The sequence below is a fragment of the Nocardioides xinjiangensis genome, from assembly GCF_017916455.1.
Taxonomy (GTDB): Bacteria; Actinomycetota; Actinomycetes; order Propionibacteriales; family Nocardioidaceae; genus Nocardioides; species Nocardioides xinjiangensis.
Genome location: NZ_JAFMSY010000001.1, coordinates 1,452,144 through 1,478,042, shown reverse-complemented (window position 1 = coordinate 1,478,042; position 25,899 = coordinate 1,452,144). Strand labels below are relative to the sequence as shown.

The following is a 25,899-nucleotide window of genomic DNA, read 5'->3' as shown; positions in this document are numbered from 1 at the left end:
CGGCCGTCCAGTGCACCCCACGACGTTCCCCGTCTCCTCCGCTTCGCTCCTCCGCCGGACGACGCCGCGAGGCCCCCGCATGAGTCGATCCCACTTCTCACGTGAACCGAATCCGGAAGCGGCCGTCTACGTCATCTCCGTCGCCGCCGAGCTCACCGGCCTGCACCCGCAGACGCTGCGGGCCTACGAGCGGATGGGCCTCATCCAGCCCGGCCGCACCGGCGGCGGCGGTCGCCGCTACTCCCACCGCGACATCGAGCGGCTGCGCGAGATCGCCGACCTCACCAGCGCCGGCATCGGCATCGAGGGGGTGCGGCGCATCATGGAGCTCGAGCACCAGGTCGACGCGCTGCGCGCCCGCAACGAGGAGCTCGTCGCCGAGCTCGACGCCGTCCGTCGCGGACTGGCCGCCCGGGCCGCCGCGGCGCAGCCGGCCAACAAGCTGCCGGTGCTCCACCAGGCCGCCGGCCAGTCCCTGGTCGTCTGGCGGCGAGGTCGCTGACCGACGCCGAAGACCCGCCGGCGGCGGGTCCGGCCCCTCCCTCGCCCGACCGGCGTCCCGGCTCGGGCGCTGAGTCTGCGGATGTCCGTCCCGCCGCCTAGGGTCAGGGGCGTGAGTGAGCGATGAGCAAGATGGACAACCTGCGGGCGATGCGCGAGGCCCGCTACGCCGAGGCGCAGAAGCGCGCGGCCTCGGCGCCGGCACGGCCGAAGGCCCCGGTGGCGCCCCCTGCTGCCGGCGGCAGCGCGAGCACGGCAGCCCCGGCCGCCCGGGCCGCCCGGGGCGAGGCCCCCGCCGCCGAGGAGCTCTGCGGGCACCGCAACATGGGCGGGCGCACGTGCACCCGCGAGCGGGGCCACGCGGCGAAGACCCACCGCTACTCCTGACGCCCGACTCAGGCGCTGAGCGCCTCCTCCGGCACCCCGGCCGCGTACGGCGCGGGCTCCTGCCGCAGCTCGGCCACCTGCGCCACCAGCGCCGACATCACCTCGTCGGCCAGGCGGCGTACGGTCGCCTCGTCGACGGGAGCGTCGCCGACGACGCCCGCGAGCCGGCGTACGTCGATCGGCTCCCCGACAGCGACGGCGACGCGCGGGCGCAGCACGGTGTTGCGCAGGAGCCTCGCCACGATGCCGGTCCTGCCCACGACCTGCTGCGCTCCCACCAGGGCGACCGGGACGACGGGGGCCCCGGTGCGCAGCGCGAGACGCACGGCGCCGGTCTTCGAGCGCTCGGGCCAGTGCTGCGGGTCGCGGGTGATCCGTCCCTCCGGGAACAGTCCGACGGCCTCGCCCGCCTCGAGGGCCGTGGCCGCGGCGTCGAGGGAGCCGGCCGCGGAGCTGGTGCCGCGCAGCACGGGGATGAAGCCCAGCCGTCGCACGACGGGCCCGACGAGGCCGGAGCGGAACACCCCGCCGGTCGCCATCAGCCGCAGCGAGCGGCCGAGGCGGCGCCCGACGAGGGCGAGCAGGACGCCGTCGGCGAAGCTGGTGTGGTTCGCGACCACGATGACGGGGCCGTCCGGCAGCTCACCGTCCGGGACGCCGCGGCGGGTGAGCTCGAGCCGGCTGACGGCGGAGACGACAGCGCCGAGGAGGCCGGCGGCGACGGCGTAGAGGAGGGCGGCGCGCAGGCCGGGGCGCTGCCAGGTGCTGGTGTCCATGCGCAGAGTGTGGGGCACCGGGCGAGGGCGCGCCTGAGTACGCGAACCGTGTTGCCACACACGCCACGGGCCCGGCTCCTACGAGGAGCCGGGCCCGTGCGGGTGCGTTGATCAGGCGGGGATCCAGTCGAAGGTGTCGGGGTTCGGGCCGGTGCGGCCCGCCTCGCCGCGGTCGAGGCCGGAGATGCGGGCGACGTCGTCGTCGCTGAGGGAGAAGTCGAAGATGTCGAAGTTCTCCTTCATCCGGCCCGGGTTCACCGACTTCGGGAAGACGATGTCGCCGCGCTCCACGTGCCAGCGCAGCGCGACCTGGGCGGTCGACTTGCCCGTCGCCTCGGCGATCTCGGTCAGGACCGCGTCGTCGAGCACCGCGCCCTGCGCGATGGGCGACCACGCCTCGGTGGCCACGCCGTGCCTGGCGTTGGCGGCGCGCACGGCCTCGTTGGTGAAGTAGGGGTGCACCTCCACCTGGTTAATCACCGGCACGACGCCGGTCTCGTCGACGATGCGCTGCAGGTGGGCCGGCTGGAAGTTCGAGACGCCCACCGAGGCGGCCCGGCCGTCCTCGACGAAGGACGCCAGCGTGCGCCAGGTGGAGACGAAGTCGCCGTCGTAGCGCGTCGGGAGCGGCCAGTGGATGAGGAAGAGGTCGATGCGGTCCAGGCCGAGGTCGGTGAGGGTCTGCTCGAAGGCGCGCTCGGCGTCGTCGGGCCGGTGGAACCCGTTGTTGAGCTTGGAGGTCACGTAGACCTCCTCGCGCGGCAGGCCGGCGGCGCGCAGCGCCTCGCCGACCTCCTTCTCGTTGCCGTACATCTCGGCGGTGTCGATGTGGCGGTAGCCGACCTCGAGGGCCTGGGTCACGGCCTCGGCGGTCTCGGCGGGACGGATCTGGTACACCCCGAAGCCGAGCTGCGGGATGGACGTGCCGTCGTGGAGCTTGATGGTGGGAACGGTCATGCCAGGCACAGCGCAGGGCGGCGGGGACGTATTCCGGCCGGGCTCAGCCCGTCCAGTGGCCGGGACGGTCCAGTCCCGCCGGCAGCACGGTCGTGGCGTCGCCGTTCGCGGCGTTGACCTGCGGCTGGGTGAGGAAGAGCACGTTCGAGAGGTCGCAGCCGCGTACGTCGGCCCCGCGGAGGTCGGCGCCCAGCAGGTCGGCGTCGGCGAGCGCGGCCTCACGGAGGTCCGCGCCGAGCAGGAGCGCGCCGCGGAACGTCCAGCCGCGGTGGTCGCCCGCGAGCCGCCGCCCGGCCAGGTCGGCCCGCGAGGAGTCCCGCGCGGCCGGCCACCCTCGGCGTACCCGGGCGCTGGCGTCGGCCAGCACCCCGCCCACCCGCGCGTGCAGGTCGTCGACGTCGGCGAGGAGCAGCGTCTCCGGATCGGCACCGGTGAGGTCCTCCACGTCCGCGCGGACCGCGGCCGCCACGGCGTCCGGGCAGCGACGGGCGACCTCGACGAGGTGCGCGAGCATCTCGTGGAGCTGGCGCATCACCGACAGGACGGCGGCCATCTCACCGAGGTTGCCCTGCTCCCGCCAGGAGACCCCTCCATAGGTGACCTGCGAGACCTGCTGGCCGGCGCCGAAGCACTCGAAGACGGTGCAGCCGGGCCAGCCGTCCTCGCGCAGCGTGGCGTGGATGCGGCAGCCGTCGTCGTCGGCGAGGTGGTGGCACGCCCGCCCGCCCGGCTTGTCGACCCCGAAGCCCGACGCCGCCGAGAACGGGAGCAGCACGCAGCAGAGGCCGAAGCACCGTGCGCAGTCGGAAGTCAGCCCGGGTGTCGCCACGCGGGCATCGTCGCACGGACGTGGGCGCCTCGCGGACGAGGCGTCAGGCGTACCAGCCGTGCTGGATCGCGAACGCGTTGACGACCAGCAGCAACACGAACGCGGCCCCCACGAACCGGTTGTCGAGGAGGAGCTTGCTCATAGCACCCACTGTGCCCGCTCGTCCGCGGAATCAAACAGCTCGGAGGTAAAACTTCGCCCGCGTTGGGGACGCCTAGGCTGGCGGCGTGAGTGCGCTGCTGGTCGCCGGGACGACGTCGGACGCCGGCAAGACCATCGTCACCACGGCCCTGTGCCGGGCGTACGCGCGCCGGGGGCTCGCCGTCGCACCCTTCAAGGCGCAGAACATGTCGAACAACTCGATGGTCTGTGCCGACGGCGCGGAGATCGGCCGCGCCCAGTGGGTCCAGGCCGTCGCGTCGGGCGCCGAGCCCGAGGCCGCGATGAACCCGGTGCTGCTCAAGCCGGGCGGTGACCGGCGCAGCCACGTGGTGGTGATGGGCCGGCCGGCCGGCACGATCGACTCCACGGACTTCGTCGGTGGACGCACCCACCTGCGCGACGCGGCGTACGCCGCCTTCGACGACCTGCGCTCGCGCCACGAGCTCGTCGTCGTGGAGGGGGCGGGCAGCCCGGCCGAGATCAACCTGCGCGCCGGCGACTACGTCAACATGGGGCTGGCGCGGCACGGCGCGGTCCCCACGGTGGTCGTCGGCGACATCGACCGCGGCGGCGTGTTCGCGGCGATGTTCGGCACCCTCGCCCTGCTGTCCGCGGCCGACCAGGCGCTCGTCGCCGGCTTCGTGGTCAACAAGTTCCGCGGCGACGTGGGACTGCTGCGCCCGGGCCTCGAGGAGCTCACGTCGCTGACCGGGCGCGAGGTGTACGGCGTGCTGCCCTGGCACCCGGACCTCTGGCTCGACTCCGAGGACGCGCTCAACCTCGGCGGGCGCCGCGCGACCGATGCGGACGCGCGCCTGCGCGTCGCGGTGGTCCGCCTGCCGCGGATCTCCAACTTCACCGACGTCGACGCGCTGGGCATCGAGCCAGGGGTGGACGTCACGTTCGCGTCCGACGCCCGCGCGCTCGCCGGCGCGGACCTCGTCGTCCTGCCGGGCACGCGTGCCACGCTGGCGGACCTCGAGTGGCTGCGCGCCCGCGGACTCGACCGCGCGGTCGCGGACCACGCCCGCGCGGGCAGGCCGGTGCTCGGGATCTGCGGCGGCTTCCAGATGCTCGGGCGGCGGATCCTCGACCCCGACGGCGTGGAGGGCGCGACGGGCGCGGACGAGGCGGGCCTGGGCCTGCTCGACGTGACGACGACGTTCGCGGCGGACAAGGTGCTGCGGCTCCCGACCGGCACCGCGCTCGGCGCCGACGCCCACGGCTACGAGATCCACCACGGCCGGACCACCCGCCACGGCGGCGAGGAGTTCCTCGGCGGCGCCCGGGCCGGTGCGGTCTTCGGGACCATGTGGCACGGCAGCCTGGAGGGCGACGACTTCCGCCGGGCGCTGCTCACCGAGGTCGCCACCGCGGCCGGGGCGGCGTACGAGCCGGGCGACGTCGGCTTCGCGGAGATGCGCGAGCGCCGGCTCGACCTGCTCGGCGACCTGGCCGAGGAGCACCTCGACCTCGACGCCCTGCTCGACCTCGCGACGTCCGGAGCGCCTGCCGGGCTGCCGGCGCTCGAGCCGGGGGCGTCGCGATGACGGTCCTGCTGCTCGGCGGCACGGGGGAGGCGCGCGAGCTCGCGGCGCTCCTGGACGAGGCGGGCGTGCGCGTCGTGTCGTCGCTCGCGGGTCGGGTCGAGCGCCCGCGGCTGCCGGTCGGCGAGGTGCGCTCGGGTGGCTTCGGCGGGGTCGACGGCCTCAGGTCGTGGCTCGCGGAGCACCGCGCCACCGCGGTGGTCGACGCGACCCACCCGTTCGCCGAGGGCATCTCCGCCAACGCCGCCGCGGCGTGCGCGGCCTCCGGCGTCCCGCTGCTCCGGCTGGCGCGACCGGGTTGGGGCGACGCGCCCGGCGCGGAGGACTGGCACTGGGTCGACGACCACGCGACCGCGGCCGCGCTCGCCGCGTCGCTGGGCCGCCGCCCGCTGCTCACCGTCGGGCGCCAGCCCCTGGCCGAGCTCGTCGGGCCGCTGGCCGGGCACCGCGCCGTCGCCCGTGTGGTCGACCCGCCGGAGGTCGAGGTGCCGGCGTCGTGGCTGGTGCTGCTGGACCGGGGGCCGTACCACCTCGCCGGGGAGCTGGAGCTGTTCGGCGAGCACGGGGTGGACGTGCTGGTGACCAAGGACTCCGGCGGCCGCCACACCTGGCCCAAGATGGAGGCGGCCGGGCAGTTGGGCGTGCCCGTGGTCGTCGTACGCCGGCAGCCGGAGGTGCCCGGCGTGGCGACCGTGCCCGACGCGGCCGCCGCCGCGGAGTGGGTCCTGCGCCGGACGTCCTGAGCCTGCGTGCCGCACGTATCGTGGTGACATGTCGACACCGGGCCTCACCCCCGCCTCGCCCGTGAAGCTGCAGTTCCCGCAGTCGCTGGCGGTCTACGACGACTACGCCGCCGCGCAGAGGACCGTCGACTTCCTCGCCGACGCGGAGTTCCCCGTCGACCAGCTGATGATCGTGGGCACCGACCTCAAGCGCATCGAGCGCATCACCGGCCGGCTCACGTGGGCCCGGATTGCGGTCGGCGGCATCCTGTCCGGCCTCTGGTTCGGCGTCTTCGTCGGGCTGATCTTCGCGCTGTTCACCACCTCCGACCTGTGGCAGGTGCTGCTGAGCACCGCCTTCATGGGCGCGACCTTCGGCCTGGTCTGGGCGCTCATCGGCTACGCCTTCACCCGCGGGCAGCGCGACTTCTCCTCGGTCACCCAGGTGGTCGCGACGAAGTACGAGGTGCTCGTCGAGAACAAGCACGCCGCGCGGGCGCGCGAGCTGCTCGCCGGGCTGCCGGGAGCCCTGCCGAACCCGTTCGCCTAGACGCGCACCCGACCCGGTCGGGCCCGCCACGCGACCAGCGCCGCGACCGCCACGGCCGCGGCGCCCACCGCGTCGGCGAGCCGCACCGCGCGGGCGATGTCGTCCCGGCCGGGCGCCGGCCCGTCGCCGAGCAGCACGCGGTCCTCGATGCCGTGGGCGTAGTGGTTGCGCCCCCCGAGCCGTACGCCGAGCGCGCCGGCGAACGCGGCCTCGACCACGCCGGCGTTGGGGCTCGGGTGGCGCCGCGCGTCGCGGGCCCAGGCGGTGACGGCGGCAGCCGGTCGCCCGCCCACGACCGGGGCGAGCACCGCGGCCAGCAGGCCGCTGAGCCGCGCCCCGGGCAGGTTGAGCAGGTCGTCGAGGCGCGCCGAGGCCCACCCGAAGCGGCCGTAGCGCGCCCCGCGGTGGCCGACCATGGCGTCGAGGGTGTTCGCGGCGCGGTAGCCGAGGAGGCCGGGCACGCCGAGCACCGCTCCCCACACCAGCGGGGCGACGACGGCGTCGGAGGTGTTCTCCGCGACGGACTCCACGGCCGCCCGGCTGACCTCGGCCTCGTCGAGGACGGAGGTATCGCGGCCGACGAGGTGCGTCAGCCGCCGCCGGGCGGCCGGCAGGTCGCCGGCGTCGAGGTGGCCGTGGACCGCTCGGGCCTCGCGCCCCAGCGACGTGCCGCCGAGGACCGTCCACGTCGCCGCCGCGGTGACCAGCGCGTGGGTGAGCGGGCGTTCCGCCACTCGCCGCTCCAGGACGAGGCCGCCTCCCGCGACGGCCCCGACCAGGAGGGCGAGGTGGACGGCGCCACGGCCGCGCGCGTCGGCGTACGTCCGCTCCTCGAGGGCGGTCGCGACCCGGCCGAAGAGCGCGACGGGGTGCCCGCGGCGCGGGTCGCCGAAGCGCCGGTCGGCGAGGTGGCCGAGCACGATGCCGACGGCCCGGCCGGCTGGCGCGCGGCTCACCTTTCTCAGCCCGCCGTCAGAGCGACGCGGCGAACGCGCGCTGCGCCTCCACCGCGGCCTGCCGCCGCCACGTGCGGTCGACCAGCACCGTGAGCGCCGCGCCGATCACCACCCACGTCGCCAGCAGCGTCAGCAGCGACGCGACGCGGAAGTCCCACAGGACGCCGGCCGGGAAGGTGCCCAGCTCGTCGACCTTCGGGAACGCGAGCGCCGCGACCGTCACCGCAGCGACGTACGTCGCCAGGCCCGCGACGACGGCGGGGACCGCGCCCCACCGGTGCATCGCCCGCCGGGCGGCGGCGACGGCGGCGACGACCGCGACCAGCGACACCGCGACGAACCCGAAGTAGAGCGCGGTGCGGCTGTCGACGGTCTCGCCGGAGCCGACGGCGGGCGGGGTGGCGGGGTACTTGAGGAACGGCACGAGGCTGAACGACACCGCGCCCAGCAGGGCGACCAGCGCGGTGCTGGCCGCCGGCCGCAGGGAGCCGAGGCGGCCCAGCCCCGCTGCGGACAGGAGGCCGGTGAGGCCGCCGAGGACGACGCCGATGGCGAGGGTGCCGGTGGCCAGGCCCCAGGTCGACTGGGTGGTGCGCGACACCGCGGCGTCCTCGCCGTGGGAGTGGCCGTCCGCGGCGGCGTGCTCGTGCGTGTGGTCGTGCCCGTCGGGCGCCGGGGCGCCGGCGGCCTCGTCGGCGGCACCGGTCTCGAGCGCGATGGCCCTGTCGACGTGCGGCTCGCCGACGGCGTACGCCACGACGAACGCGGCGAGACCGGCGAGGAGACCAGCGAGCAGACCGTGGACCAGGAAGGTCCGGGTGCTCAACCCGCGCACGTCAGTGGCAGGGGAAGCCGAGCAGGTGCCGGCCGTCGTGGACCCACTCGTGGATCGCGGTGCCCTCGGGGATCGTGATCGCGCCCTGCACCGAGCTGATCAGCACGAGGACCGACAGGGCGAGCAGGGCGCCCAGGACCAGCCAGGGGGCCAGCTCGCGGACGGGGATGGCGAGGTCGGACGGCGCGGAGCCCGCACCGGAGATCGAGGCAGGGCTGGAGATGGCGTGCGCCATGGTTCCTCCTTCGGGATGAAAGCGTCCCGGGTCGATGGGAGTGACTTCCAGTCCGTCGGGTCTGACTTCACCGCTCCGCGTTGCCTCGGAGCGATGTCACAGTAGCGCCACTGCGCCGGATTCCCACCGGCTTCCTCGGGACTGGGTGGAGCGAGCGTAGCGCACCGAGGAGCTCGTCGGTCACCGCCGCCCGGCGGGCGCTGATGCGGACCCACTCCTCGCCCAGCCCGGGGAACGTGTCGGCCCTGCGGACCGCGAGACCGCGGCGCAGCAGGGCTTCCCGGCTGCCCGGACCGGTGCGGGCGAGGACGAACGGCGCCGTGCTGGCGACGGTCTCGATCCCGAGCTCGCGGAGCCCGGCCTCGAGGTGCGCGCGTCGCGTCGCCAGCTCGTCGGCCCTCCTGCGGGCCTCGTCCTGCGCGTGCGGGGTGCTCGTCGCGACGAGGGCGGCGATCGCCGGCGCGGAGACCGACCACGGCGTCTGGAGGTCGCGCAGCCGGCGTACGACCGCCGGCTCGGCCAGGACGTAGCCGGCGCGGATCCCGGGGATCGACCACAGCTTGGTGAGGCTGCGGAGGACCACGATCCCCTCGAGCCGCCGGTCGGCCAGCGTCTCGACGTCGTCGTCGAGGAAGGCCTCGTCCACGACGACCAGCCGGCCGTCCCGCGCCAGCGCCGTGATCGCCTCGGCCGGGTGGCGTACGCCGGTCGGGTTGGTCGGGTTGCCGATGACCACGAGGTCGGCGTCGTCGGGGACCTCCTCGGGCCGCAGCCGGAAGCCGTCCTTCCGGGTCAGCAGGACCTGGCCCGGCGTGTGTCCGGCGCTGCGGAGCGCCACCTCGGGCTCGGTGAACTGCGGGTGCACGACGACCGGGTGGCGCCACTCGCGGAGCCGGGCGAGCAGGGTGAACGCCTCCGCGGCGCCGGCGGTGGCGAGGACGTCGTCGGCGCTCCGGCCGTGGCGCCGCGCGACCGCCGCCTCGGCGTCGCGGGCGTCGGGGTAGGACCCGGCCTCGGCGAGGCTGTCGGCGAGGGCCCGGTCGAGCCAGGCGGGGCGCGGACCGTCGAAGACGTTGACGGCGAGGTCGACCAGTCCGGGCGCGGCGTCCCTGTCGCCGTGGTGGCGGAGGTCGGGGCCCCGGAACGCGGCGGCCGCCTCGACGAACCGCCGCGCGAGGCGGGGATGGCCGGCCCAGTGGGTGTGGAGGTACGACGCGTGCAGGCGGGTGGTCGCGACGCCCGCCGGGTCGGGCACCAGCCACGCCGGGTCGCCCTGGTGGAGACGGGTGAGGTGGGTGCGGTGGAACTCGTGACCGGTGACCACGTCGCCGGCGCGGGCCAGGAGGTTGTCGGCCGGCGCGGTGGCGGTGCGGTAGCTCAGCGTGAGCCGCGGCGCCATCGCGGCCGTCGCCTCGATCGCGCCGACCATCGGCACGGGCGGGCCGTCGGGGCCCTGCACCGACTCGCAGAGGTAGAGCAGCCCGGCGCACTCGGCCACGGTCGGCAGGCCCCGCGCGATCGCCGTACGGATGTCGCGCCGGAGGCGCTCGTTGGCGCCCAGCTCGACGGCGTGCATCTCGGGGAAGCCGCCGCCGAGGTAGAGCCCGGTCGTGCCCTCCGGCAGCCGGGTGTCGGTGAGGGGGTCGAGGTCGACGACCTCCGCCCCGGCGGCCTCCAGCAGCTCGACGGTCTCGGCGTACCGGAAGGTGAACGCGCGTCCGCCGGCGACCGCGATCCTCGCCCCCCTCCCGGGTAGTCCACCGGGAGACGGTCGTCCCGGACCCTCGCTGGCAGCCACTTCCCGGTGGACTACCGAGGGGTGCCACGGGGCCTCGGGGAGGTCCGGCGCGGCGGACGCCAGCCGTACGACCCGCTCGAGGTCGACGGCCTCGCCGATCTGCGCGGCCAGCCGGTCCAGCGCCGCCGCCGCGTCGGCCCGCTCCGCGGCGGGCACCAGCCCCAGGTGCCGCGACGGCGCCTCGATGCCGTCGTCGCGCTGCAGGATCCCGAGCACCGGTACCCGGTCGCCGATGGACCGGACGACCTCCTGCGCGTGCCGCTCGGAGCCGGCCTTGTTGAGGACCACCCCCACGACGTCGACCGGGGGCGCGCCCCAGGTGCAGAGACCGTGGATCGTCGCGGCGATGGTGCGCGACGCCGACGAGATGTCGACCACCAGCACGACCGGCGTGCGGGTGACCGCCGCGACGTGCGCCGTCGACGCGAACCCGTCCCCGCCGATCCGGCCGTCGTACAGCCCCATCACCCCCTCGACGATCGCGAGGTCCGCGCCGGCGGCACCGTGCAGCAGCAGCGGCACGAGCCGCTCCTCGCCGACGAGGTGCGGGTCGAGGTTGCGGCCGGGGCGGCCGGTGGCGAGCGCGTGGTAGCCGGGGTCGATGTAGTCGGGGCCGACCTTGTGGCCGCTCACCTTGTGACCGGCGCGGGCGAGCGCGGCCATGAGCCCGGTGGCGACGGTGGTCTTGCCGTGTCCGGAGGCGGGCGCGGCGACGACCAGCCGGGGGAGGCGGGTCACCACTCGATGCCCCGCTGACCCTTCTGCCCGACGTCCATCGGGTGCTTGACCTTGGTCATCTCGGTGACGAGGTCGGCGGCGTCGAGGAGGCGCGGGTCGGCGTACCGGCCGGTGATCACGACGTGCTGCCGCCCGGGCCGGTCGGTCAGCGTGGCCACGACCTCGTCGACGTCGACCCAGCCCCACTTCATCGGGTAGGTGAACTCGTCGAGCACGTAGAGGTCGTGCCGCTCCTCGGCGAGCGCGCGGGTGATCTCGGCCCAGCCCTCGGCGGCGTCGGCGGCGTGGTCCTCGTCGGTGCCGCCCTTGCGCGACCACGACCAGCCGGAGCCCATCTTGTGCCACGCGACGGGCCCGCCCTCGCCGGTCTCCTCGTGGAGCCGGCCGAGGCGCTCGAGGACGGTCTGCTCTCCGATGCGCCACTTCGCCGACTTCACGAACTGGAACACCCCGATGTCGAAGCCCTGGTTCCAGCCGCGCAGCGCGAGGCCGAAGGCAGCGGTCGACTTGCCCTTGCCGTCGCCGGTGTGGACGGCGAGCAGCGGGCGGTTGCGGCGCTGGCGGGTGGTCAGGCCGTCGTCGGGGACGGTGGTCGGCACTCCCTGCGGCATTCAGGACCTCCAGGTCTCGAGGTGGACGGCGTCGTCGAGGGACCGGCCCGTGCGCCAGCCGTGGCGCACGAGGTCGGGGACGTCCTGCAGCTGCGTGACCGGCCCGAGGCAGAGCCAGGCGACGGGGCGTACGCCGTCGGGCAGGCCGACGAGGTCGGCGAGGAACTCCTCGCGGTAGAACGACACCCACCCGACGCCGAGGCCCTCGGCGGTCGCGGCGAGCCAGAGGTTCTGGATGGCCAGGCAGGTGGAGTAGAGGCCGGTGTCGGCGATCGCGTGGCGGCCGAGCACGTGCTGCCCGCCGCGGCTGCTGTCGTAGGTGACGACGACACCGAGGCCGGACTCGCGGATGCCCTCGACCTTGATCCGCTCGAACCTCTCGCGCCGCTCGCCCGCCAGCTGGTCGGCGAAGACCCGCCGCTCGGTCTCGACGTGCTCGGCGAACGTGCTCCGCCTGCCCTCGTCGGCGACGAGGACGAAGTCCCACGGCTGGGAGTGCCCGACGCTCGGTGCGCTGTGCGCGGCGTCCAGCACGCGCCGCAGGACGTCGCAGTCGATCGCCTCACCGCTGAACTCGGCGCGTACGTCGCGCCGGCGGGCGATGACGTCGTACAGGTCCGTGCTCGGGGGGAGGCTCATGCGACACGCGCCACGCTGGTGAGGGCGTCGGCGCTGACGTCGGCGAGCGGCAGGTGGGTGGCCCGCATGGTCGCCGCGAGGTGTCCGGCGAGACCCAACCGCATCGGGCCCTGCTCGCAGTCGACGACGACGGTGGTGGTCTGCTGCTCGGCGATCCAGGCGGCTGCCTGCCGGCTCCGTCCGACCGCGTCCGGGCCGTGCGTCGCCCGCCCGTCGGTGACGACGATCAGCAGGGGACGGCGCCTCGGGTCACGGACCCGCTCCACGCGCAGCACCTCCGCCGCCCGCAGCAGGCCCTCGGCGAGGGGGGTACGCCCACCCGCCGGCAGCTCGGCGAGGCGCGACGCTGCGATGTCGACCGAGTGGGTCGGCGGCAGCGCGACGTCGGCCGAGTCGGCGCGGAAGGTGACCAGCCCGACCTTGTCGCGGCGCTGGTAGGCGTCGAGCAGCAGGCTGAGGATGGCGGTCTTGACCTGCTCCATCCGCTTGCGCGCGGCCATCGATCCGGAGGCGTCGACGCAGAAGAGGACGAGGTTGGCCTCGCGGCCCTCGCGCCGGGCGGTCCTGAGGTCGCTCGTCTCGAACCTCAGTCGGCCGTCGCTCCGGCCCCTGCTCCGCTGGTGCGGCGCGGCGGCGCGGATCGTCTCGACGAGGTGCAGCCCGCCGGTGCCGGTGGGGTCGACGCCGGCCCTCCGGCCGTTCGTGGTGAGCGCGCGGCTCCGCCTGCCGGACTCCCCGGCTCCGGTGCCGGTGACCTCGAGCCGGCGGACCTTGTACGGATCGGCCGCCCCGACGACCGACGTCGGCGCGAGCGCACCCGCACGGGGGTCGCTCGGCGGCTCGACGTCGGGGGACTCGGCGGACGTCAGGGAATCCTCCGGCTCGTAGCGCGGATCCTCAGGACGTCCCGGGTCGCTGTCGGCTCGGCTGCCGTCGGCGGGACCCTCGGACGTCGGGGAGTCCGGCTCCTCGGACGACCCGTCCTCGTGACGCTCCGGGTCCGGTGCCGGCGGCTCGGGGTCCGGCTCCTCGTCGCCCAGCACCTCGTCGAGCAGCTCCTCGTCGAGTCCCGGCGCGTCGAACGGGTTTCGCCGTCGCCGGTGCGGCAGCGCGAGCAGCGCGGCCTGCCGGATGTCGGCCCTCGTGACGTGCGTGCGTCCGTTCCAGGCGGCGTGCGCGATCGCCGTACGCGTGGTGACGATGTCGGCGCGCATCCCGTCGACCTCGAAGGCGGCGCAGACCTCGGCGACCTTGGTGAGCACCGCGTCGGTGAGCGCGACCTCGGGCAGCAGCGTGCGGGCGGCCGCGATGCGGTCGGTCAGCGCGCGCTCGGCGTCGGCGTACGACGCGACGAAGGCCTCGGGCTCGGCGTCGAAGGCCAGCCGGCGGCGCACGACCTCGGCGCGCAGCCGCGGGTCGCGCGGCGCGGCGATCTCGACGGTGAGGCCGAAGCGGTCGAGGAGCTGGGGGCGGAGCTCGCCCTCCTCGGGGTTCATCGTGCCGACGAGGACGAAGCGGGCGGCGTGCGCGACCGAGACGCCGTCGCGCTCGACGGTGGAGCGGCCCATCGCGGCGGCGTCGAGCAGCAGGTCGACGAGGTGGTCGTGCAGCAGGTTGACCTCGTCGACGTAGAGGATGCCGCGGTGGGCGCGGGCGAGCAGGCCGGGCTCGTACTCGGCGACGCCGTCGGCAAGCACCTTGGACAGGTGCAGCGAGCCGAGCACGCGGTCCTCGGTGGCGCCGACGGGCAGCTCGACGAGGCGTACGGGCCGGGTCTCGGTCTCGGCGTCGAGCGGCCATGCCTGATCGGGCGCCGGGCCGTCCGGCGAGGTCTCGCCGGGGGCTGAGGAGAACCGGTCGCCGGCGACCACCTCGATCGGCGGCAGCACGGACGCGAGGGCCCGGACGGTCGTGGACTTCGCCGTGCCCTTCTCGCCGCGCACGAGGACGCCGCCGACCTCGGGGGAGATGGTCGTGAGCACGAGGGCGAGGGTCATGTCGTCCCCGGTGTCCCGCGAGGGGACGACGGCGGACAGGGGGTACTGCAGTGGCATGGGGGCTCCCGCTCTCGTTGCCAGCTTCATGGACGGCGGGAGGCCGGTCTTCGGACTTCTCGCCATCGCCATGTTCGACGTCGCGAGTCACCGCAGCGGGCCCTGTGCCGGATTCTCACCGGCTTCCCAGATTCTCCCCAGAGTTCGGGGCACCTCTCGCCTGGTGCGCGTCACGATAGCGTCTGCGGCCATGTCCGCCAGCGGGGTGCCCAGCGAGGTCGTGGTCGTCGGGATCGGCGCCGACGGCTGGGCCGGCCTCCCCGGGTCGTCGCGCTCGCTGGTGCTGGAGGCGCCGGTGCTGTGGGGCGGGGCGCGGCACCTGTCGCTGGTGCCGTCCGTCGACGGACAGGAGCGGGTGCCGTGGCCGTCGCCGCTGTCGTCGGCTCTCCCCGGCCTCCTCGCTGGGTACGCCGGGCGTCGCGTCGTCGCGCTGGCGTCGGGCGACCCGCTGGTGTCGGGGATCGCCTCGACCCTGCTCGCCCTCGGCGCGCCGGTGCGGGTGGTGCCGGCGGTGTCGTCGGTCGCGCTGGCCCGGGCGCGGATGGGGTGGTCGGCGGAGTCGTGCGAGGTCGTGTCGCTGGTCGGCCGGCCCCTGGAGCGGCTGGTGCCGGCCCTGGCGCCGGGCCGCCGGGTCCTGGTGCTGTCGTCGGACGCCTCGACCCCCGCGTCGGTGGCTGCGCTGCTGACGTCCTCCGGCTGGGGTGCGTCACGGATGACCGTGCTCGGCGACCTCGGCTCGTCGTCGGAAGCCTCGGTGTCGGGCGTCGCGTCCTCGTGGTCCTTGGACTCCCCGGCGCTGAACGTCGTCGCCGTCGAGGTCTCCGGGGACGGCCTCGCCTCCTGGTCGCCCGGACTCCCCGACGACGCCTACGAGAACGACGGCCAGCTCACCAAGCGCGACCTGCGAGCCTCCGCCCTCGCCCGCCTCATGCCCGCCCCCGGCCAGCTCCTCTGGGACGTCGGCGCCGGAGCCGGCTCGGTCGGCATCGAGTGGATGCGCTCGCACCCCACCTGCCGCGCGATCGCCATCGAGTCCGACCCGGGACGAGCCGCCCGGATCGCCCGCAACGCGTCAGCCCTCGGCGTCCCCGACCTCCAGGTCGTGCAGGGCCGTGCCCCCTCGGCGCTGTCCGGCCTCGAACGCCCGGACGCGGTGTTCGTGGGGGGCGGCGCCACACGCGAGGGCGTCCTCGAGAGCTGCCTGGCCTCGATCAGGCCCGGTGGCCGCCTGGTGGTCCACGGCGTCACGGTGGAGACCGAGGCACTGCTGGCCCAGGCGTACGCCGACCACGGCGGCGAGCTCACCCGGATCGGCGTCGAGACCGCCGCTCCCATCGGCACCTTCACCGGCTGGACGCCCGCCCGGACGGTGACGCAGTGGGCCTGGACCGGCACGCCTGGCCGATGACCGGCAGCGGCACGCCGCCGCCTCGGGGCGGCGAGCGGTGTCCGCGTCGCCGCCGTCCCGCTCCCCGGGAACGGGACGGCGGGACGGCGGGACGGCAGCTCGTCGGTGTCAGCCCGCGACCTTCTTGGTCCGCCGCGTCGTGACGGTGACGGGCGTGTGCCCTGCAGCCGTGGCGACCACGCGCACGGAGATCCGCTTGCCGAGGAGCTTGCGAGTGAGGCGCAGGCGGGTCTTGGTCGCCTTCGTGATCACCTTGCCGTTCGCCAGCCACTGCACCTTGCGCGTGAGCGAGGGGGCGTTCCAGGTCCCCTTGGTGACCCGCAGGCGCTGGCCGACCTTGACCAGCCCCCTGATCCGCGGCTTCCTGACCACGCTCAACGCGGCGGGGGCCGGGGACGTGGTGGCGGGCGTCGCGGTGGTCGTCGTGATAGGCGTCGCCGCGACGGTCGGCGCGGGCGCCGGGTCCGGCGTCGTGGGCGTGGGGTCCGGCTCCGGCGTGGGCTCCTGCGGCGTGCCCGGCGTGGCCAGCTCGACGTCGTAGCGGTCGACGCTGGGGACCGTCACCGGGTCGGCCTCGCTGATCGTGTGCCGGTCGTTCCAGTACTCGGTGACGCCCGAGGCCGGGTCGCGGAAGCCGAGCGTGTAGTCGCCCGCCGGGAGGCCGCCCACGTCGTAGGCGCCGTCGGGTCCGGCCACCACGGTCCGGAAGGACGTCCAGGCGGCGCCCTGGACGACGTACGCCGTCACCTCGGCGCCGGCGACGGGGTTGCCGTCGCTGCCGGACACCGTCCCGAGCAGGTGGGCCGCTCCGTCGAGGTACGCCGTGGCGAGCGTCGGCATGCCGCCGTTCGTCAGGTCCACCGGCGTCGCGGACTCGATGCGCGTGGCGTCGTGGTGGAACTCCGTGGCGTAGGCGCCGGTGGGGTCGTCGAACCGCACGCGGTACCAGCCGTCGTCGAGCTTGCCGACGTTGTACTTCCCGTCGATGCCGGTGACCGCGTCGTCCACCGGCACCCACTGGCCGGTGCCCGTGGGGTCGGCGAGGGTCGTCACGACGATGCCGGCGAGGCCGACCCCGTCCGCCGTGGCGACGAGACCCTTGATGCGGGTCGGCTTGGCGGCCTCCGCCGGCGCGGCGACGAGAAGCGCCGACGTGATCCCCACGGTGACGGCGAGTGCGGCGCCTCCCAGCTTGCTGTGCTTGTGCATGTCTCCTCCGAAGGAGTGCGGGGCATCGCGACACGATGCGTATGTCCGCACACTCGGTCGGCGGGGACTCCCACCCACGACGAATGGATCTCTTGTGTCCGTTGCGCGCCGCGCGGTGGCTGTCCTGTTGCCGAGTGGTTGAGAACTGGACCAGACCATGCCGCCGCCGCTACGCCGCTCGGCTCCGTCGGAGGTCCGGCTCAGGACTCCGCTGACGCCCGCAGGCGGTCGGCCTGGTAGAGCCAGGACTCGGCGCCGTCGCGGGCCAACGCCCGGCCGACGAGGATCACGGCGGCCTGCCTGAGGCCGGCCGCCTCCACCTGCTCGGCGATGTCGGAGAGCGTGCCGCGGAGGACGAACTCGTCGGGCTGCGAGGCGTGGTGGACGACGACGGCGGGGCAGTCGGCGCCGTACTCGTCGACCAGCGACGCGGCGAGCTCGCGCGTCCTGGTGATCGCGAGGTGGAGCACGAGCGTGGCGCGCGTGGCGGCGAAGGCCGCCAGCGACTCGGACTCCGGCATTGCGGTGGAGCGGGCCTGGGTGCGGGTCAGCACGACCGACTGCGCGACCAGCGGGACGGTGAGCTCGCGGCCGACCGCGGCGGCAGCGGCGGCGTACGCCGGGACTCCCGGGCACACGTCCCACGCGACCCCGGCGGCGTCGAGGCGGGCGGTCTGCTCGGCGAGGGCGGAGTAGAGGGACGGGTCGCCGGAGGTGAGGCGGACGACCTCGAAGCCCTCGGCCGAGGCGTCGACCATCACCGACGTGATCCGGTCGAGGTCGAGGGTCTGGGTGTCGACGAGGCGGGCGTCCGGGCAGTGGGAGAGGACCTCGGCGTCGAGGTAGGTCCCCGGGTAGAGCACGACGTCGGCGGCCGCGAGGAGCGACGCCGCCCGCAGGGTGATCAGGTCGGCCGCGCCCGGGCCGGCGCCGACGAAGTGGACGCTCACCGCTCCTCCACGAAGCGAGGCGTCCAGACCCGGCCGGCCGCGGTCACGGTGGTCGACGAGGCGCCGACGATCAGCAGGCACTTCATGTCGATGGTGTCGGCCTCCAGCTCGGCGAGGGTGGTCACGGTCAGCGACTCCTCGGCGCGGCCGACGTCGCGACCGACCACCACGACCGTGTCGGGGCTGCGGTGCTCGAGGAACAGCTTCTGCAGGTCGGCGACCTGGGTGGTGCGGCTGCGCGAGGCGGGGTTGTAGACCGCGAGCACGAGGTCGGCCTCGGCGATCGCGCGCAGGCGCCTCTCGATCACCGGCCACGGCTTGAGCCGGTCGCTCAGCGAGACCACTGCGAAGTCCGCGCCGACTGGGGCGCCGGCCCGGGCCGCGACGGCCTGGACCGCGCTGACGCCGGGAAGGACCTCGACGGGCACGTCCGGCAGCCCCTCCTCTGCTCGGGCGGCGGCGGCCTCGAACACCGCGCTGGCCATCCCGAAGACCCCGGCGTCCCCGCCGGAGACGACGGCGACGCGCTCGCCCGTGCTCGCGAGGTCGAGGGCGAGGCGGGCGCGGTCGACCTCGACGGTGTTGCCCGACGCGTGGCGGGTGAGGCCCTCGCGCTGCGGGACGCGGTCGACGTACGGGGCGTAGCCGACGACGTGGTCGACGGTGCGCAGCGCCTCGGCCGCCTCCGGGGTGAGCCAGCGGTCGGGTCCGGGGCCGAGGCCGACGACGAGGAGTCGAGTGCGCGGCTCCGCGTCGACCGCTACCGCGCGCGCACTCGACCCGGATCGGCGGCGGCCGTGGGGGTGGGCGGCCCTGGAGTCGCCGGGGACGACGATCAGCGAGAAGTACGGGACGGACGCGGGGTCGACGTCGACGACGGGCATCCAGCGCTCGGCGGGCATCGAGGCGCGCTCGACGTACAGCGCGTGCTCGAGGCGGCCGGCCTGGCGCAGGGCGTCGACGACGCCGGGGAAGCGGCGGCCGAGCTTCATGATGATCGCGCCGTCGGTGTCGGCGAGGCGGCGGGCGAGCTCGGGGACCGGCAGGGTGCCGGGCAGCACGGTCAGCACGTCGGTCTGCCGCACGAGCGGCGAGGCGAGGACGGCGGTCGCGGCGGCGAAGGCCGGCACGCCGGGCACGACCTCGGTCTCGAAGCGCGGCGAGAGCCGGTCGTGGAGGTACATGAACGAGCCGTAGAAGAGGGGGTCGCCCTCGGCCAGCACCACGACCGTGCGCCCGGCCGACAGGTGGGCGGCCAGCCGGGACGCGCACTCCTCGTAGAACTCCGCCATCGCGCCGGCGTACCCGCCCGGGTGCGCAGTGGTGCCCGTGGTCACGGGGTAGCGCAGCTCCTCCTCGATCGCCGTGGCCGGGACGAGGTCGGCGGCGATCGTGCGGGCGTTCGACGTCTTGCCGACGCCGGCGTGGAAGGCGACCACGTCGGCCGACCCGATGAGCCGCGCGGCCTTGCGGGTGATCAGCTCGGGGTCGCCGGGGCCGAGGCCCACCCCGTAGAGCCGGCCCTCCGGCCGCCCGGTCACTCCCGCTCCTGGGCGAGGGCGTTCAGGGCGGAGGCGGCCATGGCCGAGCCGCCGCGGCGGCCGCGCACCGTGAGGAACGGGATGTCGAGCCCCCAGTCTGCCGGGGCGTCCTCCAGCGCCTGCTTGGACTCGGCGGCGCCGATGAAGCCGACGGGGACCCCGATGATCGCGGCCGGTCGCGGCGCGCCGTCGAGCAGCATCTCCAGGAGGTGGAAGAGCGCGGTGGGGGCGTTGCCGATGGCGACGACCGAGCCCTCGAGGCGGTCGGCCAGCAGCGACAGCGCGGCGGCGGACCGGGTGGTGCCCAACGCCAGCGCGAGCTCGGGGGTACGCCGGTCCCGGAGCGCGCAGAGCACCTCGTTGTCGCGGGGGAGGCGGGCGCGGGTCACGCCGCTGGCGACCATGTGGGCGTCGGTGAGGATCGGCGCGCCCGCCTCGAGCGCCGTACGGGCCGCGGCCACCAGGCCCGGGTGGACGACCAGGTCGTGGGCGAGGTCGGTCTGGCCGGTGCCGTGCACCATCCGGACGGCGACGCGCTCGGCGTCGGCCGGCAGGTGGTCGAAGGTGGCCTCGCGGCGGATGGTCGCGAACGACTCGTCGTAGATCGCGGCCCCGTCGGCGACGTAGTCGTAGCGCCGGGTCGGGCGGGCAAGCAGGGTCATCACGGCTCCTCGGGGTTCGCGCCCCTGGGTGGCAGGTACGCCGCGCGCGCAGTGTCTGGCTCGCCCCTCCGATCCGGCTGGAGGGACTGACAGTGGCGGAACCGCCCCGGACTCGCACCGGGTTCCTGCGTCGCGTGACGGGGGCAGCCTAGGGCAGGCGGGTCCGCGCGGCCGACACGGCGCTGCTGGTCCCGCCGTACGCGCTGGCGTGACGGCGGGCAGCTCGCGGCGCGAGCGTGCGGGCTGAGCGTGGCCGTCGCCCGGCGGCACCCGAACTGCCTTCCCGGTGTCGGTGGTCAACCCGTGGTGACGAGGGACTTCCAGGGTGTGACGACCAGCTGCTCGGGCAGGTCGGCCGCACGTCCGCGGTCCAGGACCCCGCCCGGGACCTCCAGGTGCACGACGTCCCCCGTGAGGTGTCCGTACGCCGGCGGAGCAGAGCCGACCAGGGCGCGCGGGTCCGGCGGCTGCCAGGCCGGCGGGACGGGCAGCTCGTCGACGTGCCAGGCGGCGTCGTCGCCGCGGCCGCGAACCTGCTGGAACGCGCGAGCCAGGCCGGTGAGCCGGGCGGCGGCCTCGTGCAGTGCGACCACCGGTCCCCAGCCGGTGGAGCCGATGCGGAGCTGGGCCTCGTCGCGTGACAGGGCGACCAGTCCGAGGTCGCACGAGCGCCCGGCGACGTCGCCGCGACCGTCGTCGAGGACGACGAGGAAGCGGCCGGGCAGCGCGGCGAGCGACGGGGTCGCGCAGATGCGCTCGTCGAGCTCGGCGGTCACCGGCCGCAGGTCGGCGCGGCCCCCGGCCAGCCCCGTCAGCGGTGAGACGAGGATGTTGCGGACCAGCTCGTGGTCCGGGTGCGGGAGGAGTCCGGTGCCGCGGACCGCGGACACGACCTCGGCGGGGACGGCACCGTCTGACAGAGGAAGGCCGCGGAGCTGGAGGTTCGCGCGCCTGGTCAGGTGCACCCGGCCGTCGCCGTACGTCTCGGCGACGTCGAGGAGCGCCAGGAGCGTCGTCCGGGTGAGGTGGCCGCCGGGGATGCGGAGGCGGACGAGCGCTCCGTCGTCGGCCGGCCAGGGACGGAAGACGCCCGGGCAGAGGTCGCCTCGGGTCCGCGCGGTCACGACGGCGATCTTGGCACGAGCGACCCGCTAGGCTGCGCGGGCCACCTGCGTGGAACCCAGGAACCCGGTGCGAGTCCGGGGCGGTTCCGCCACTGTGAGGGCCAGCATCACCGGTCCCAGCCAGACACTGGTCCACGCGGGATCCGACGACGAGGGGCGAGAACCCCCGGGAGGAAACCGTGCGCATCGCGCTGCTGTCCACGTCCGACACCGACCTGCTGAGCGCGCGAGCGTCCGGCGCCGACTACGTCCTGGCCAACCCGGCGCGGCCCGGCCACCAGTCGATGGCCGAGGTGTTCGAGGGCTGCGACCTCGTCGTCGGCCGGCTGCTGGGCTCGCCGCAGGACCTATGCTCCGGCTTCACCCGCATCGCAGCCACGGGCACGCCCGTCGTCGTGCTCGGCGGCGAGCAGACGCCGAGCGCCGAGCTGATGGAGCTGTCGTCGGTGCCGATGGGGGTCGCCGCGGAGGCGCACCGCTACCTCGCCGAGGGCGGGCCGGACAACCTCCGCCAGCTCCACGCGTTCCTCAGCGACACGGTGCTGCTCACCGGCGAGGGGTTCGAGGCGCCGACGGTGCTGCCGCAGTGGGGGTACGCCGCGAGGCCGGCGGCGACGAGCGACCTGCCGCGCATCGGTGTCCTTTACTACCGCGCCCACGAGGCCAGCGGGAACACCGCCTTCGTCCACGCGCTGGCCGACGCCGTCGACGCGACGGGCCGGGCGGTCGGCGTCCCGATCTTCGCCGGGTCGCTGCGTGCCGCGCCCGACGAGCTGTACGACGCCTTCGGCACGCTGGACGCGCTGATCGTCACCGTCCTCGCCGCGGGCGGCAGCGTCCCGGCGGGCGCCGGCGCCGGTGGCGACGACGAGTCGTGGGACGTCGCACGGATGTCCGCCCTCGACATCCCGATCATCCAGGGGCTCTGCCTGACGAGCAGCCGCGCGGAGTGGGAGTCGTCCGACGACGGCGTCAGCCCGCTCGACTCCGCCACCCAGATCGCGATCCCGGAGTTCGACGGCCGCATCATCACCGCGCCGTTCTCGTTCAAGGAGGTCGACGCCGACGGGCTGCCGCACTACGTCCCCGACCTCGAGCGCTGCGCCCGCGTCGCGGGCATCGCGGTGCGGCACGCGCGCCTGCGCCACGTCCCGAACGCGGACAAGCGGCTCGCGCTGGTGCTGTCGGCGTACCCGACCAAGCACGCCCGCATCGGCAACGCCGTCGGCCTCGACACCCCCGTCTCGGCGGTCCGGCTGCTGCGGCGGCTGCGGGCGGAGGGCTACGACCTCGGCGGCGACAACGAGGTGACGCGGATCCTCGAGATGGCCGACGAGACCGAGGCCGGCGACGCGCTCATCCACGCCCTCATCGCGGCCGGCGGCCAGGACGAGGAGTGGCTCACCCACGCCCAGCTGACCGACGCGCACGCGCGGATCACCCCGGAGCAGTACGCCGCGTGGACCGCCGACCTGCCCGCCGACCTCCGCGCCGACATGGTCGAGGCCTGGGGCGAGGCGCCCGGGTCGCTGTTCGTCAACGACGCCGGCGAGCTCGTGCTCGCGACCGTGCGCGCCGGCAACGTCGTGCTGCTCATCCAGCCGCCGCGCGGGTTCGGCGAGAACCCCATCGCGATCTACCACGACCCCGACCTCGCGCCGACCCACCACTACCTCGGCGCCTACCGGTGGCTCCGCAGTCCCGTCGAGGAGGGCGGCTTCGGCGCCGACGCGGTCGTGCACCTCGGCAAGCACGGGTCGCTGGAGTGGCTGCCCGGCAAGAACGCCGCGCTCTCGGCGAGCTGCGGCACCGACGCGGCGCTCGGCGACCTGCCGCTCATCTACCCGTTCCTCGTCAACGACCCGGGCGAGGGCGCGCAGGCCAAGCGCCGCGCGCACGCGACGATCATCGACCACCTCGTGCCGCCGATGGCGCGCGCGGAGTCCTACGGCGACATCGCCCGCCTCGAGCAGCTGCTCGACGAGCACGCCAACATCGCCGCGATGGACCCGGCCAAGCTCCCGGCGATCCGCGGGGAGATCTGGCAGCTGATGCACGCCGCGGAGATGCACCGCGACCTCGGGCTCGAGGAGCAGCCGGACGCGGAGGACTTCGACGACTTCATCATGCACGTCGACGGCTGGCTGTGCGAGATCAAGGACGCGCAGATCCGCGACGGCCTGCACGTGCTCGGCCAGGCCCCGGAAGGTGAGGCGCGGGTCAACCTCGTGCTCGCGATCCTGCGGGCCGCGCAGGTGTTCGGCGGACAGGCGCAGGCGGTGCCGGGGCTGCGCTCCGCGCTGGGCCTGGGGCTCGACACGACCACCGAGGGCACGGGCGAGGTGGACCGGGTCGAGGCACTCGCGCGGGAGCTGGTCGAGCAGATGGACAAGGCCGACTGGGACCCGGCACGCGCCGCCGAGCTCCACGACGACCTCGAGGTCCGGCGGGTGCTGGAGTTCGCCGCCACCCAGGTCGTGCCGCGCCTCGCGCGCACCACCGACGAGCTCGACGCCGTGCTCCACGCGCTCGACGGCGGCTTCGTCAGCGCCGGGCCGTCGGGCTCGCCGCTGCGCGGGCTGGTCAACGTGCTGCCGACCGGCCGCAACTTCTACACCGTCGACCCGCGCGCGGTGCCGTCGCGGCTGGCGTGGCAGACCGGGCAGGCGATGGCCGAGTCGCTCGTCGCGAAGTACGTCGCCGAGACCGGCGGCTACCCAGAGTCCGTCGGGCTGTCGGTGTGGGGCACGAGCGCGATGCGCACGAGCGGCGACGACGTCGCCGAGGTGCTCGCCCTGCTCGGCGTACGCCCGGTGTGGGACGAGGCCTCCCGCCGGGTCAACGACCTGCAGGTCATCCCGCTCGACGAGCTCGGCCGCCCCCGCATCGACGTCACCGTGCGCATCTCGGGCTTCTTCCGCGACGCCTTCCCCCACGTGGTCGCGATGCTCGACGACGCCGTGCGCCTCGTCGCCGGGCTCGACGAGCCCGACGAGCACAACCACGTCCGGGCGCACGCGCGCGCCGACCTCGCCGAGCACGGCGACGAACGGCGCTCGACCACCCGCATCTTCGGCTCCAAGCCCGGGTCGTACGGCGCCGGCATCTTGCAGGTCGTCGAGTCCGGCAGCTGGCGCAGCGACCAGGACCTCGCGGAGGTCTACACGACGTGGGGCGGCTTCGCCTACGGCCGCGACCTCGACGGGGCGCCGGCCGCCGACGACATGCGCACCAACTACCGGCGCATCAAGGTCGCGGCCAAGAACGTCGACACCCGCGAGCACGACATCGCCGACAGCGACGACTACTTCCAGTACCACGGCGGCATGGTCGCGACGGTGCGCGCGCTGACCGGCAGCGACCCCAGGGCGTACGTCGGCGACTCGACGACGCCCGACGCGGTCCGCACCCGGACGCTGCAGGAGGAGACCACCCGCGTCTTCCGCGCTCGCGTGGTCAATCCGCGCTGGATCGGCGCGATGCAGCGCCACGGCTACAAGGGTGCCTTCGAGCTCGCCGCCACCGTCGACTACCTCTTCGGCTTCGACGCCACCGCCGGGGTCGTGCACGACTGGATGTACGAGGCGCTGGCCAGGGAGTACGTCCTCGACGAGACCACCCAGCAGTTCCTGCGCACCTCCAACCCGTGGGCGCTGCGCGGCATCGTCGAGCGGCTGCACGAGGCGGCCGAGCGGGGGCTGTGGGAGCACCCGGACGCCGAGGTGATGGCAGCGCTGCAGCAGGTCTACCTCGACGTCGAGGGCGAGCTGGAGGACCGGTGATCGAGGTCGGCGCGGTGTCGCGGATCCGCATCGTCGGCATCGGCTGCCATCCCGGTCAGCTGACCGCCGAGGCGCGCGAGGCGATCGCGGCGTGCGACTACGTCATCGCGGCCGACAAGGGCTCCGGTGACGGTCCGGACGACCCGCTGCTCGCGCTGCGCCGCGCCGTCTGCGCGGACCTCGGCGTCGAGCTGGTCGCCGTCCCCGACCCCCCGCGCGACCGCGACGACCCGGCCGACTACGACGGCGCGGTCCTCGACTGGCACGACGCCCGCGCGGCGGCGTACGGCAGCCTCATCGCGAGTCGGCCCGGGACGGTGGGGTTCCTGGTCTGGGGCGACCCGGCGTTCTACGACTCGACGATCCGCGTCGTCGACCGCCTCGACCTGCCGTACGACGTGCTGCCTGGGGTCTCCGCGCTCTCGCTCCTCGCGGCCCGGCACCGGATCGTGCTGCACGAGGTCGGCCGGCCGGTGCTGGTGACGACCGGCCGGCGCCTGCACGGCGAGGTCGCGGCCGGCCACGACAACCTGGTCGTGATGCTCGACGGCGGGCTGCAGGCGGCCTCCCTCCCCGGCGCGTGGGACATCTGGTGGGGTGCCAACCTCGGCAGCCCGCACGAGGAGCTCGTCGCGGGGCGGCTGGGCGACGTGGTGGACGACGTCCGCGCCGCCCGCCGGCGCGCGAAGGACGCGGACGGCTGGGTGATGGACACCTACCTGCTCCGGCGCCGGTGACCGTGCGTCATGCGGACCGGGACCTATGGGTGCGGGTTCGTATGACGCAGGGGGGCCCGGGGCGCAGCGTCATGCCGTTCGGCACCTATGGGTGCGGGTTCGTATGACGCTGGGCCGTACCCGGGGCGAGCGTCATGCGGATCGGCACCTATGCGTGCGGGTTCGTATGACGCAGGGGGCGGCGGCGGC

Annotated in this window: 23 protein-coding genes and 3 riboswitches; of the genes, 8 read left to right on the top strand and 15 right to left on the bottom strand. The window is 75.0% G+C overall.

Going from position 1 to position 25,899, the window contains the following annotated elements:
* The first annotated feature begins 79 nt into the window (after positions 1-79).
* Positions 80-502, top strand: coding sequence for a heat shock protein transcriptional repressor HspR (locus tag J3P38_RS07015; protein WP_210439111.1), 423 nt, complete (start codon positions 80-82; stop codon positions 500-502).
* Between the two features lie 122 nt (positions 503-624).
* On the top strand, positions 625-888 hold the full coding sequence (locus tag J3P38_RS07010) for a hypothetical protein (RefSeq protein ID WP_210503080.1): 264 nt from the start codon (positions 625-627) through the stop codon (positions 886-888).
* A gap of 8 nt (positions 889-896) precedes the next feature.
* Here the strand turns inward: J3P38_RS07010 and J3P38_RS07005 are convergent, their stop codons facing one another.
* The 3 genes from J3P38_RS07005 to J3P38_RS06995 all read right to left on the bottom strand — a co-directional run bounded on the left by J3P38_RS07005 (position 897) and on the right by J3P38_RS06995 (position 3,450).
* Entirely contained in the window at positions 897-1,664 is a 768-nt protein-coding gene (locus J3P38_RS07005) for a lysophospholipid acyltransferase family protein (RefSeq protein ID WP_210439109.1), read from the bottom strand.
* 111 nt (positions 1,665-1,775) lie between these two features.
* Entirely contained in the window at positions 1,776-2,621 is an 846-nt protein-coding gene (locus J3P38_RS07000; RefSeq protein WP_210439108.1) for an aldo/keto reductase, read from the bottom strand.
* 43 nt (positions 2,622-2,664) lie between these two features.
* The gene (locus J3P38_RS06995; RefSeq protein WP_210439107.1) at positions 2,665-3,450 is read right to left on the bottom strand and encodes a pentapeptide repeat-containing protein; all 786 of its coding nucleotides are present in this window, start codon (positions 3,448-3,450) and stop codon (positions 2,665-2,667) included.
* A gap of 227 nt (positions 3,451-3,677) precedes the next feature.
* Here J3P38_RS06995 and J3P38_RS06990 point away from each other — a divergent pair, with 227 nt between their 5' ends.
* From J3P38_RS06990 to J3P38_RS06980, 3 genes are read left to right on the top strand one after another with little or no spacing between them, the layout of a single operon-like run.
* On the top strand, positions 3,678-5,162 hold the full coding sequence (locus J3P38_RS06990; protein WP_210503079.1) for a cobyric acid synthase: 1,485 nt from the start codon (positions 3,678-3,680) through the stop codon (positions 5,160-5,162).
* Positions 5,159-5,902 carry a cobalt-precorrin-6A reductase gene (locus J3P38_RS06985; RefSeq protein ID WP_210439105.1) on the top strand — a complete coding sequence of 248 codons (744 nt, stop codon included), beginning with the start codon at positions 5,159-5,161 and terminating at the stop codon, positions 5,900-5,902. The genes J3P38_RS06990 and J3P38_RS06985 overlap by 4 nt, the downstream gene beginning before the upstream one ends.
* A 28-nt stretch (positions 5,903-5,930) precedes the next feature.
* Positions 5,931-6,431, top strand: coding sequence for a general stress protein (locus J3P38_RS06980; RefSeq protein ID WP_210503078.1), 501 nt, complete (start codon positions 5,931-5,933; stop codon positions 6,429-6,431).
* Here J3P38_RS06980 and J3P38_RS06975 read toward each other — a convergent pair.
* The 7 genes from J3P38_RS06975 to J3P38_RS06945 form a co-directional block, all read right to left on the bottom strand.
* A complete protein-coding gene (locus J3P38_RS06975) occupies positions 6,428-7,387 on the bottom strand; it encodes a cobalamin biosynthesis protein (protein ID WP_307807767.1) in 960 nt (319 codons plus the stop codon). The genes J3P38_RS06980 and J3P38_RS06975 overlap by 4 nt on opposite strands.
* A gap of 16 nt (positions 7,388-7,403) precedes the next feature.
* Positions 7,404-8,222, bottom strand: coding sequence for a CbtA family protein (locus J3P38_RS06970; protein WP_307807764.1), 819 nt, complete (start codon positions 8,220-8,222; stop codon positions 7,404-7,406).
* 1 nt (position 8,223) lies between these two features.
* Positions 8,224-8,457 (bottom strand): CbtB domain-containing protein, encoded by a 234-nt coding sequence (locus J3P38_RS06965; protein WP_210439102.1) that lies wholly within the window; start codon positions 8,455-8,457, stop codon positions 8,224-8,226.
* 67 nt (positions 8,458-8,524) lie between these two features.
* Positions 8,525-10,996: a cobyrinate a,c-diamide synthase gene (locus tag J3P38_RS06960; RefSeq protein WP_210503077.1), complete on the bottom strand. Its 2,472-nt coding sequence runs from the start codon at positions 10,994-10,996 to the stop codon at positions 8,525-8,527.
* Positions 10,990-11,604, bottom strand: coding sequence for a cob(I)yrinic acid a,c-diamide adenosyltransferase (gene cobO, locus J3P38_RS06955; RefSeq protein WP_210439100.1), 615 nt, complete (start codon positions 11,602-11,604; stop codon positions 10,990-10,992). Before cobO ends, J3P38_RS06960 begins: the two co-directional genes overlap by 7 nt.
* Positions 11,605-12,243, bottom strand: coding sequence for a 5,6-dimethylbenzimidazole synthase (bluB, locus tag J3P38_RS06950; RefSeq protein ID WP_210503076.1), 639 nt, complete (start codon positions 12,241-12,243; stop codon positions 11,605-11,607). It abuts the gene before it with no gap.
* The gene (locus J3P38_RS06945; RefSeq protein ID WP_246855636.1) at positions 12,240-14,297 is read right to left on the bottom strand and encodes a magnesium chelatase subunit D family protein; all 2,058 of its coding nucleotides are present in this window, start codon (positions 14,295-14,297) and stop codon (positions 12,240-12,242) included. Before J3P38_RS06945 ends, bluB begins: the two co-directional genes overlap by 4 nt.
* Before the next feature lie 24 nt (positions 14,298-14,321).
* Positions 14,322-14,469: riboswitch (cobalamin riboswitch) on the bottom strand.
* Between the two features lie 18 nt (positions 14,470-14,487).
* On the opposite strand from J3P38_RS06945, the gene cbiE reads away from it, so the two are divergent.
* The gene (gene cbiE, locus J3P38_RS06940; RefSeq protein WP_210503075.1) at positions 14,488-15,705 is read left to right on the top strand and encodes a precorrin-6y C5,15-methyltransferase (decarboxylating) subunit CbiE; all 1,218 of its coding nucleotides are present in this window, start codon (positions 14,488-14,490) and stop codon (positions 15,703-15,705) included.
* Between the two features lie 108 nt (positions 15,706-15,813).
* Here cbiE and J3P38_RS06935 read toward each other — a convergent pair whose 3' ends face one another.
* From J3P38_RS06935 to J3P38_RS06915, 5 genes are all read right to left on the bottom strand, one after another.
* The gene (locus J3P38_RS06935) at positions 15,814-16,914 is read right to left on the bottom strand and encodes a carboxypeptidase regulatory-like domain-containing protein (RefSeq protein WP_210503074.1); all 1,101 of its coding nucleotides are present in this window, start codon (positions 16,912-16,914) and stop codon (positions 15,814-15,816) included.
* 200 nt (positions 16,915-17,114) lie between these two features.
* Complete coding sequence (locus J3P38_RS06930; RefSeq protein WP_210503073.1) at positions 17,115-17,864, bottom strand: cobalt-precorrin-4/precorrin-4 C(11)-methyltransferase; 750 nt, start codon at positions 17,862-17,864, stop codon at positions 17,115-17,117.
* Positions 17,861-19,405, bottom strand: a complete 1,545-nt coding sequence (locus tag J3P38_RS06925) for a precorrin-2 C(20)-methyltransferase (RefSeq protein ID WP_210503072.1) — start codon at positions 19,403-19,405, stop codon at positions 17,861-17,863. Before J3P38_RS06925 ends, J3P38_RS06930 begins: the two co-directional genes overlap by 4 nt.
* Complete coding sequence (locus J3P38_RS06920) at positions 19,402-20,067, bottom strand: precorrin-8X methylmutase (RefSeq protein WP_210439094.1); 666 nt, start codon at positions 20,065-20,067, stop codon at positions 19,402-19,404. The genes J3P38_RS06925 and J3P38_RS06920 overlap by 4 nt, the downstream gene beginning before the upstream one ends.
* A gap of 49 nt (positions 20,068-20,116) precedes the next feature.
* Positions 20,117-20,195: riboswitch (cobalamin riboswitch) on the bottom strand.
* Positions 20,196-20,363: 168 nt separating this feature from the next.
* The gene (locus tag J3P38_RS06915) at positions 20,364-21,191 is read right to left on the bottom strand and encodes a nitrite reductase (RefSeq protein ID WP_307807763.1); all 828 of its coding nucleotides are present in this window, start codon (positions 21,189-21,191) and stop codon (positions 20,364-20,366) included.
* 21 nt (positions 21,192-21,212) lie between these two features.
* A riboswitch (cobalamin riboswitch) is annotated at positions 21,213-21,341 on the top strand.
* 29 nt (positions 21,342-21,370) lie between these two features.
* Here J3P38_RS06915 and cobN point away from each other — a divergent pair.
* Positions 21,371-24,973: a cobaltochelatase subunit CobN gene (gene cobN / locus J3P38_RS06910; RefSeq protein WP_210503071.1), complete on the top strand. Its 3,603-nt coding sequence runs from the start codon at positions 21,371-21,373 to the stop codon at positions 24,971-24,973.
* Positions 24,970-25,710, top strand: coding sequence for a precorrin-6A synthase (deacetylating) (gene cobF, locus J3P38_RS06905; protein WP_307807762.1), 741 nt, complete (start codon positions 24,970-24,972; stop codon positions 25,708-25,710). The genes cobN and cobF overlap by 4 nt, the downstream gene beginning before the upstream one ends.
* The last annotated feature ends 189 nt before the right edge of the window (positions 25,711-25,899 follow it).

What these genes read in the sequence shown, in the direction of transcription:
- J3P38_RS07015 (WP_210439111.1), top strand. Translation starts at nt 80, where the DNA reads ATGAGTCGATCCCACTTCTCACGTGAACCGAATCCGGAAGCGGCCGTC.
- J3P38_RS06965 (WP_210439102.1), bottom strand. Translation starts at nt 8,457, where the DNA reads ATGGCGCACGCCATCTCCAGCCCTGCCTCGATCTCCGGTGCGGGCTCC.
- J3P38_RS06985 (WP_210439105.1), top strand. Translation starts at nt 5,159, where the DNA reads ATGACGGTCCTGCTGCTCGGCGGCACGGGGGAGGCGCGCGAGCTCGCG.
- cbiE (WP_210503075.1), top strand. Translation starts at nt 14,488, where the DNA reads ATGTCCGCCAGCGGGGTGCCCAGCGAGGTCGTGGTCGTCGGGATCGGC.
- J3P38_RS07010 (WP_210503080.1), top strand. Translation starts at nt 625, where the DNA reads ATGAGCAAGATGGACAACCTGCGGGCGATGCGCGAGGCCCGCTACGCC.
- J3P38_RS06935 (WP_210503074.1), bottom strand. Translation starts at nt 16,914, where the DNA reads ATGCACAAGCACAGCAAGCTGGGAGGCGCCGCACTCGCCGTCACCGTG.
- J3P38_RS06945 (WP_246855636.1), bottom strand. Translation starts at nt 14,297, where the DNA reads ATGCCACTGCAGTACCCCCTGTCCGCCGTCGTCCCCTCGCGGGACACC.
- J3P38_RS06980 (WP_210503078.1), top strand. Translation starts at nt 5,931, where the DNA reads ATGTCGACACCGGGCCTCACCCCCGCCTCGCCCGTGAAGCTGCAGTTC.
- J3P38_RS06920 (WP_210439094.1), bottom strand. Translation starts at nt 20,067, where the DNA reads ATGACCCTGCTTGCCCGCCCGACCCGGCGCTACGACTACGTCGCCGAC.
- J3P38_RS07000 (WP_210439108.1), bottom strand. Translation starts at nt 2,621, where the DNA reads ATGACCGTTCCCACCATCAAGCTCCACGACGGCACGTCCATCCCGCAG.
- cobO (WP_210439100.1), bottom strand. Translation starts at nt 11,604, where the DNA reads ATGCCGCAGGGAGTGCCGACCACCGTCCCCGACGACGGCCTGACCACC.
- bluB (WP_210503076.1), bottom strand. Translation starts at nt 12,243, where the DNA reads ATGAGCCTCCCCCCGAGCACGGACCTGTACGACGTCATCGCCCGCCGG.
- J3P38_RS07005 (WP_210439109.1), bottom strand. Translation starts at nt 1,664, where the DNA reads ATGGACACCAGCACCTGGCAGCGCCCCGGCCTGCGCGCCGCCCTCCTC.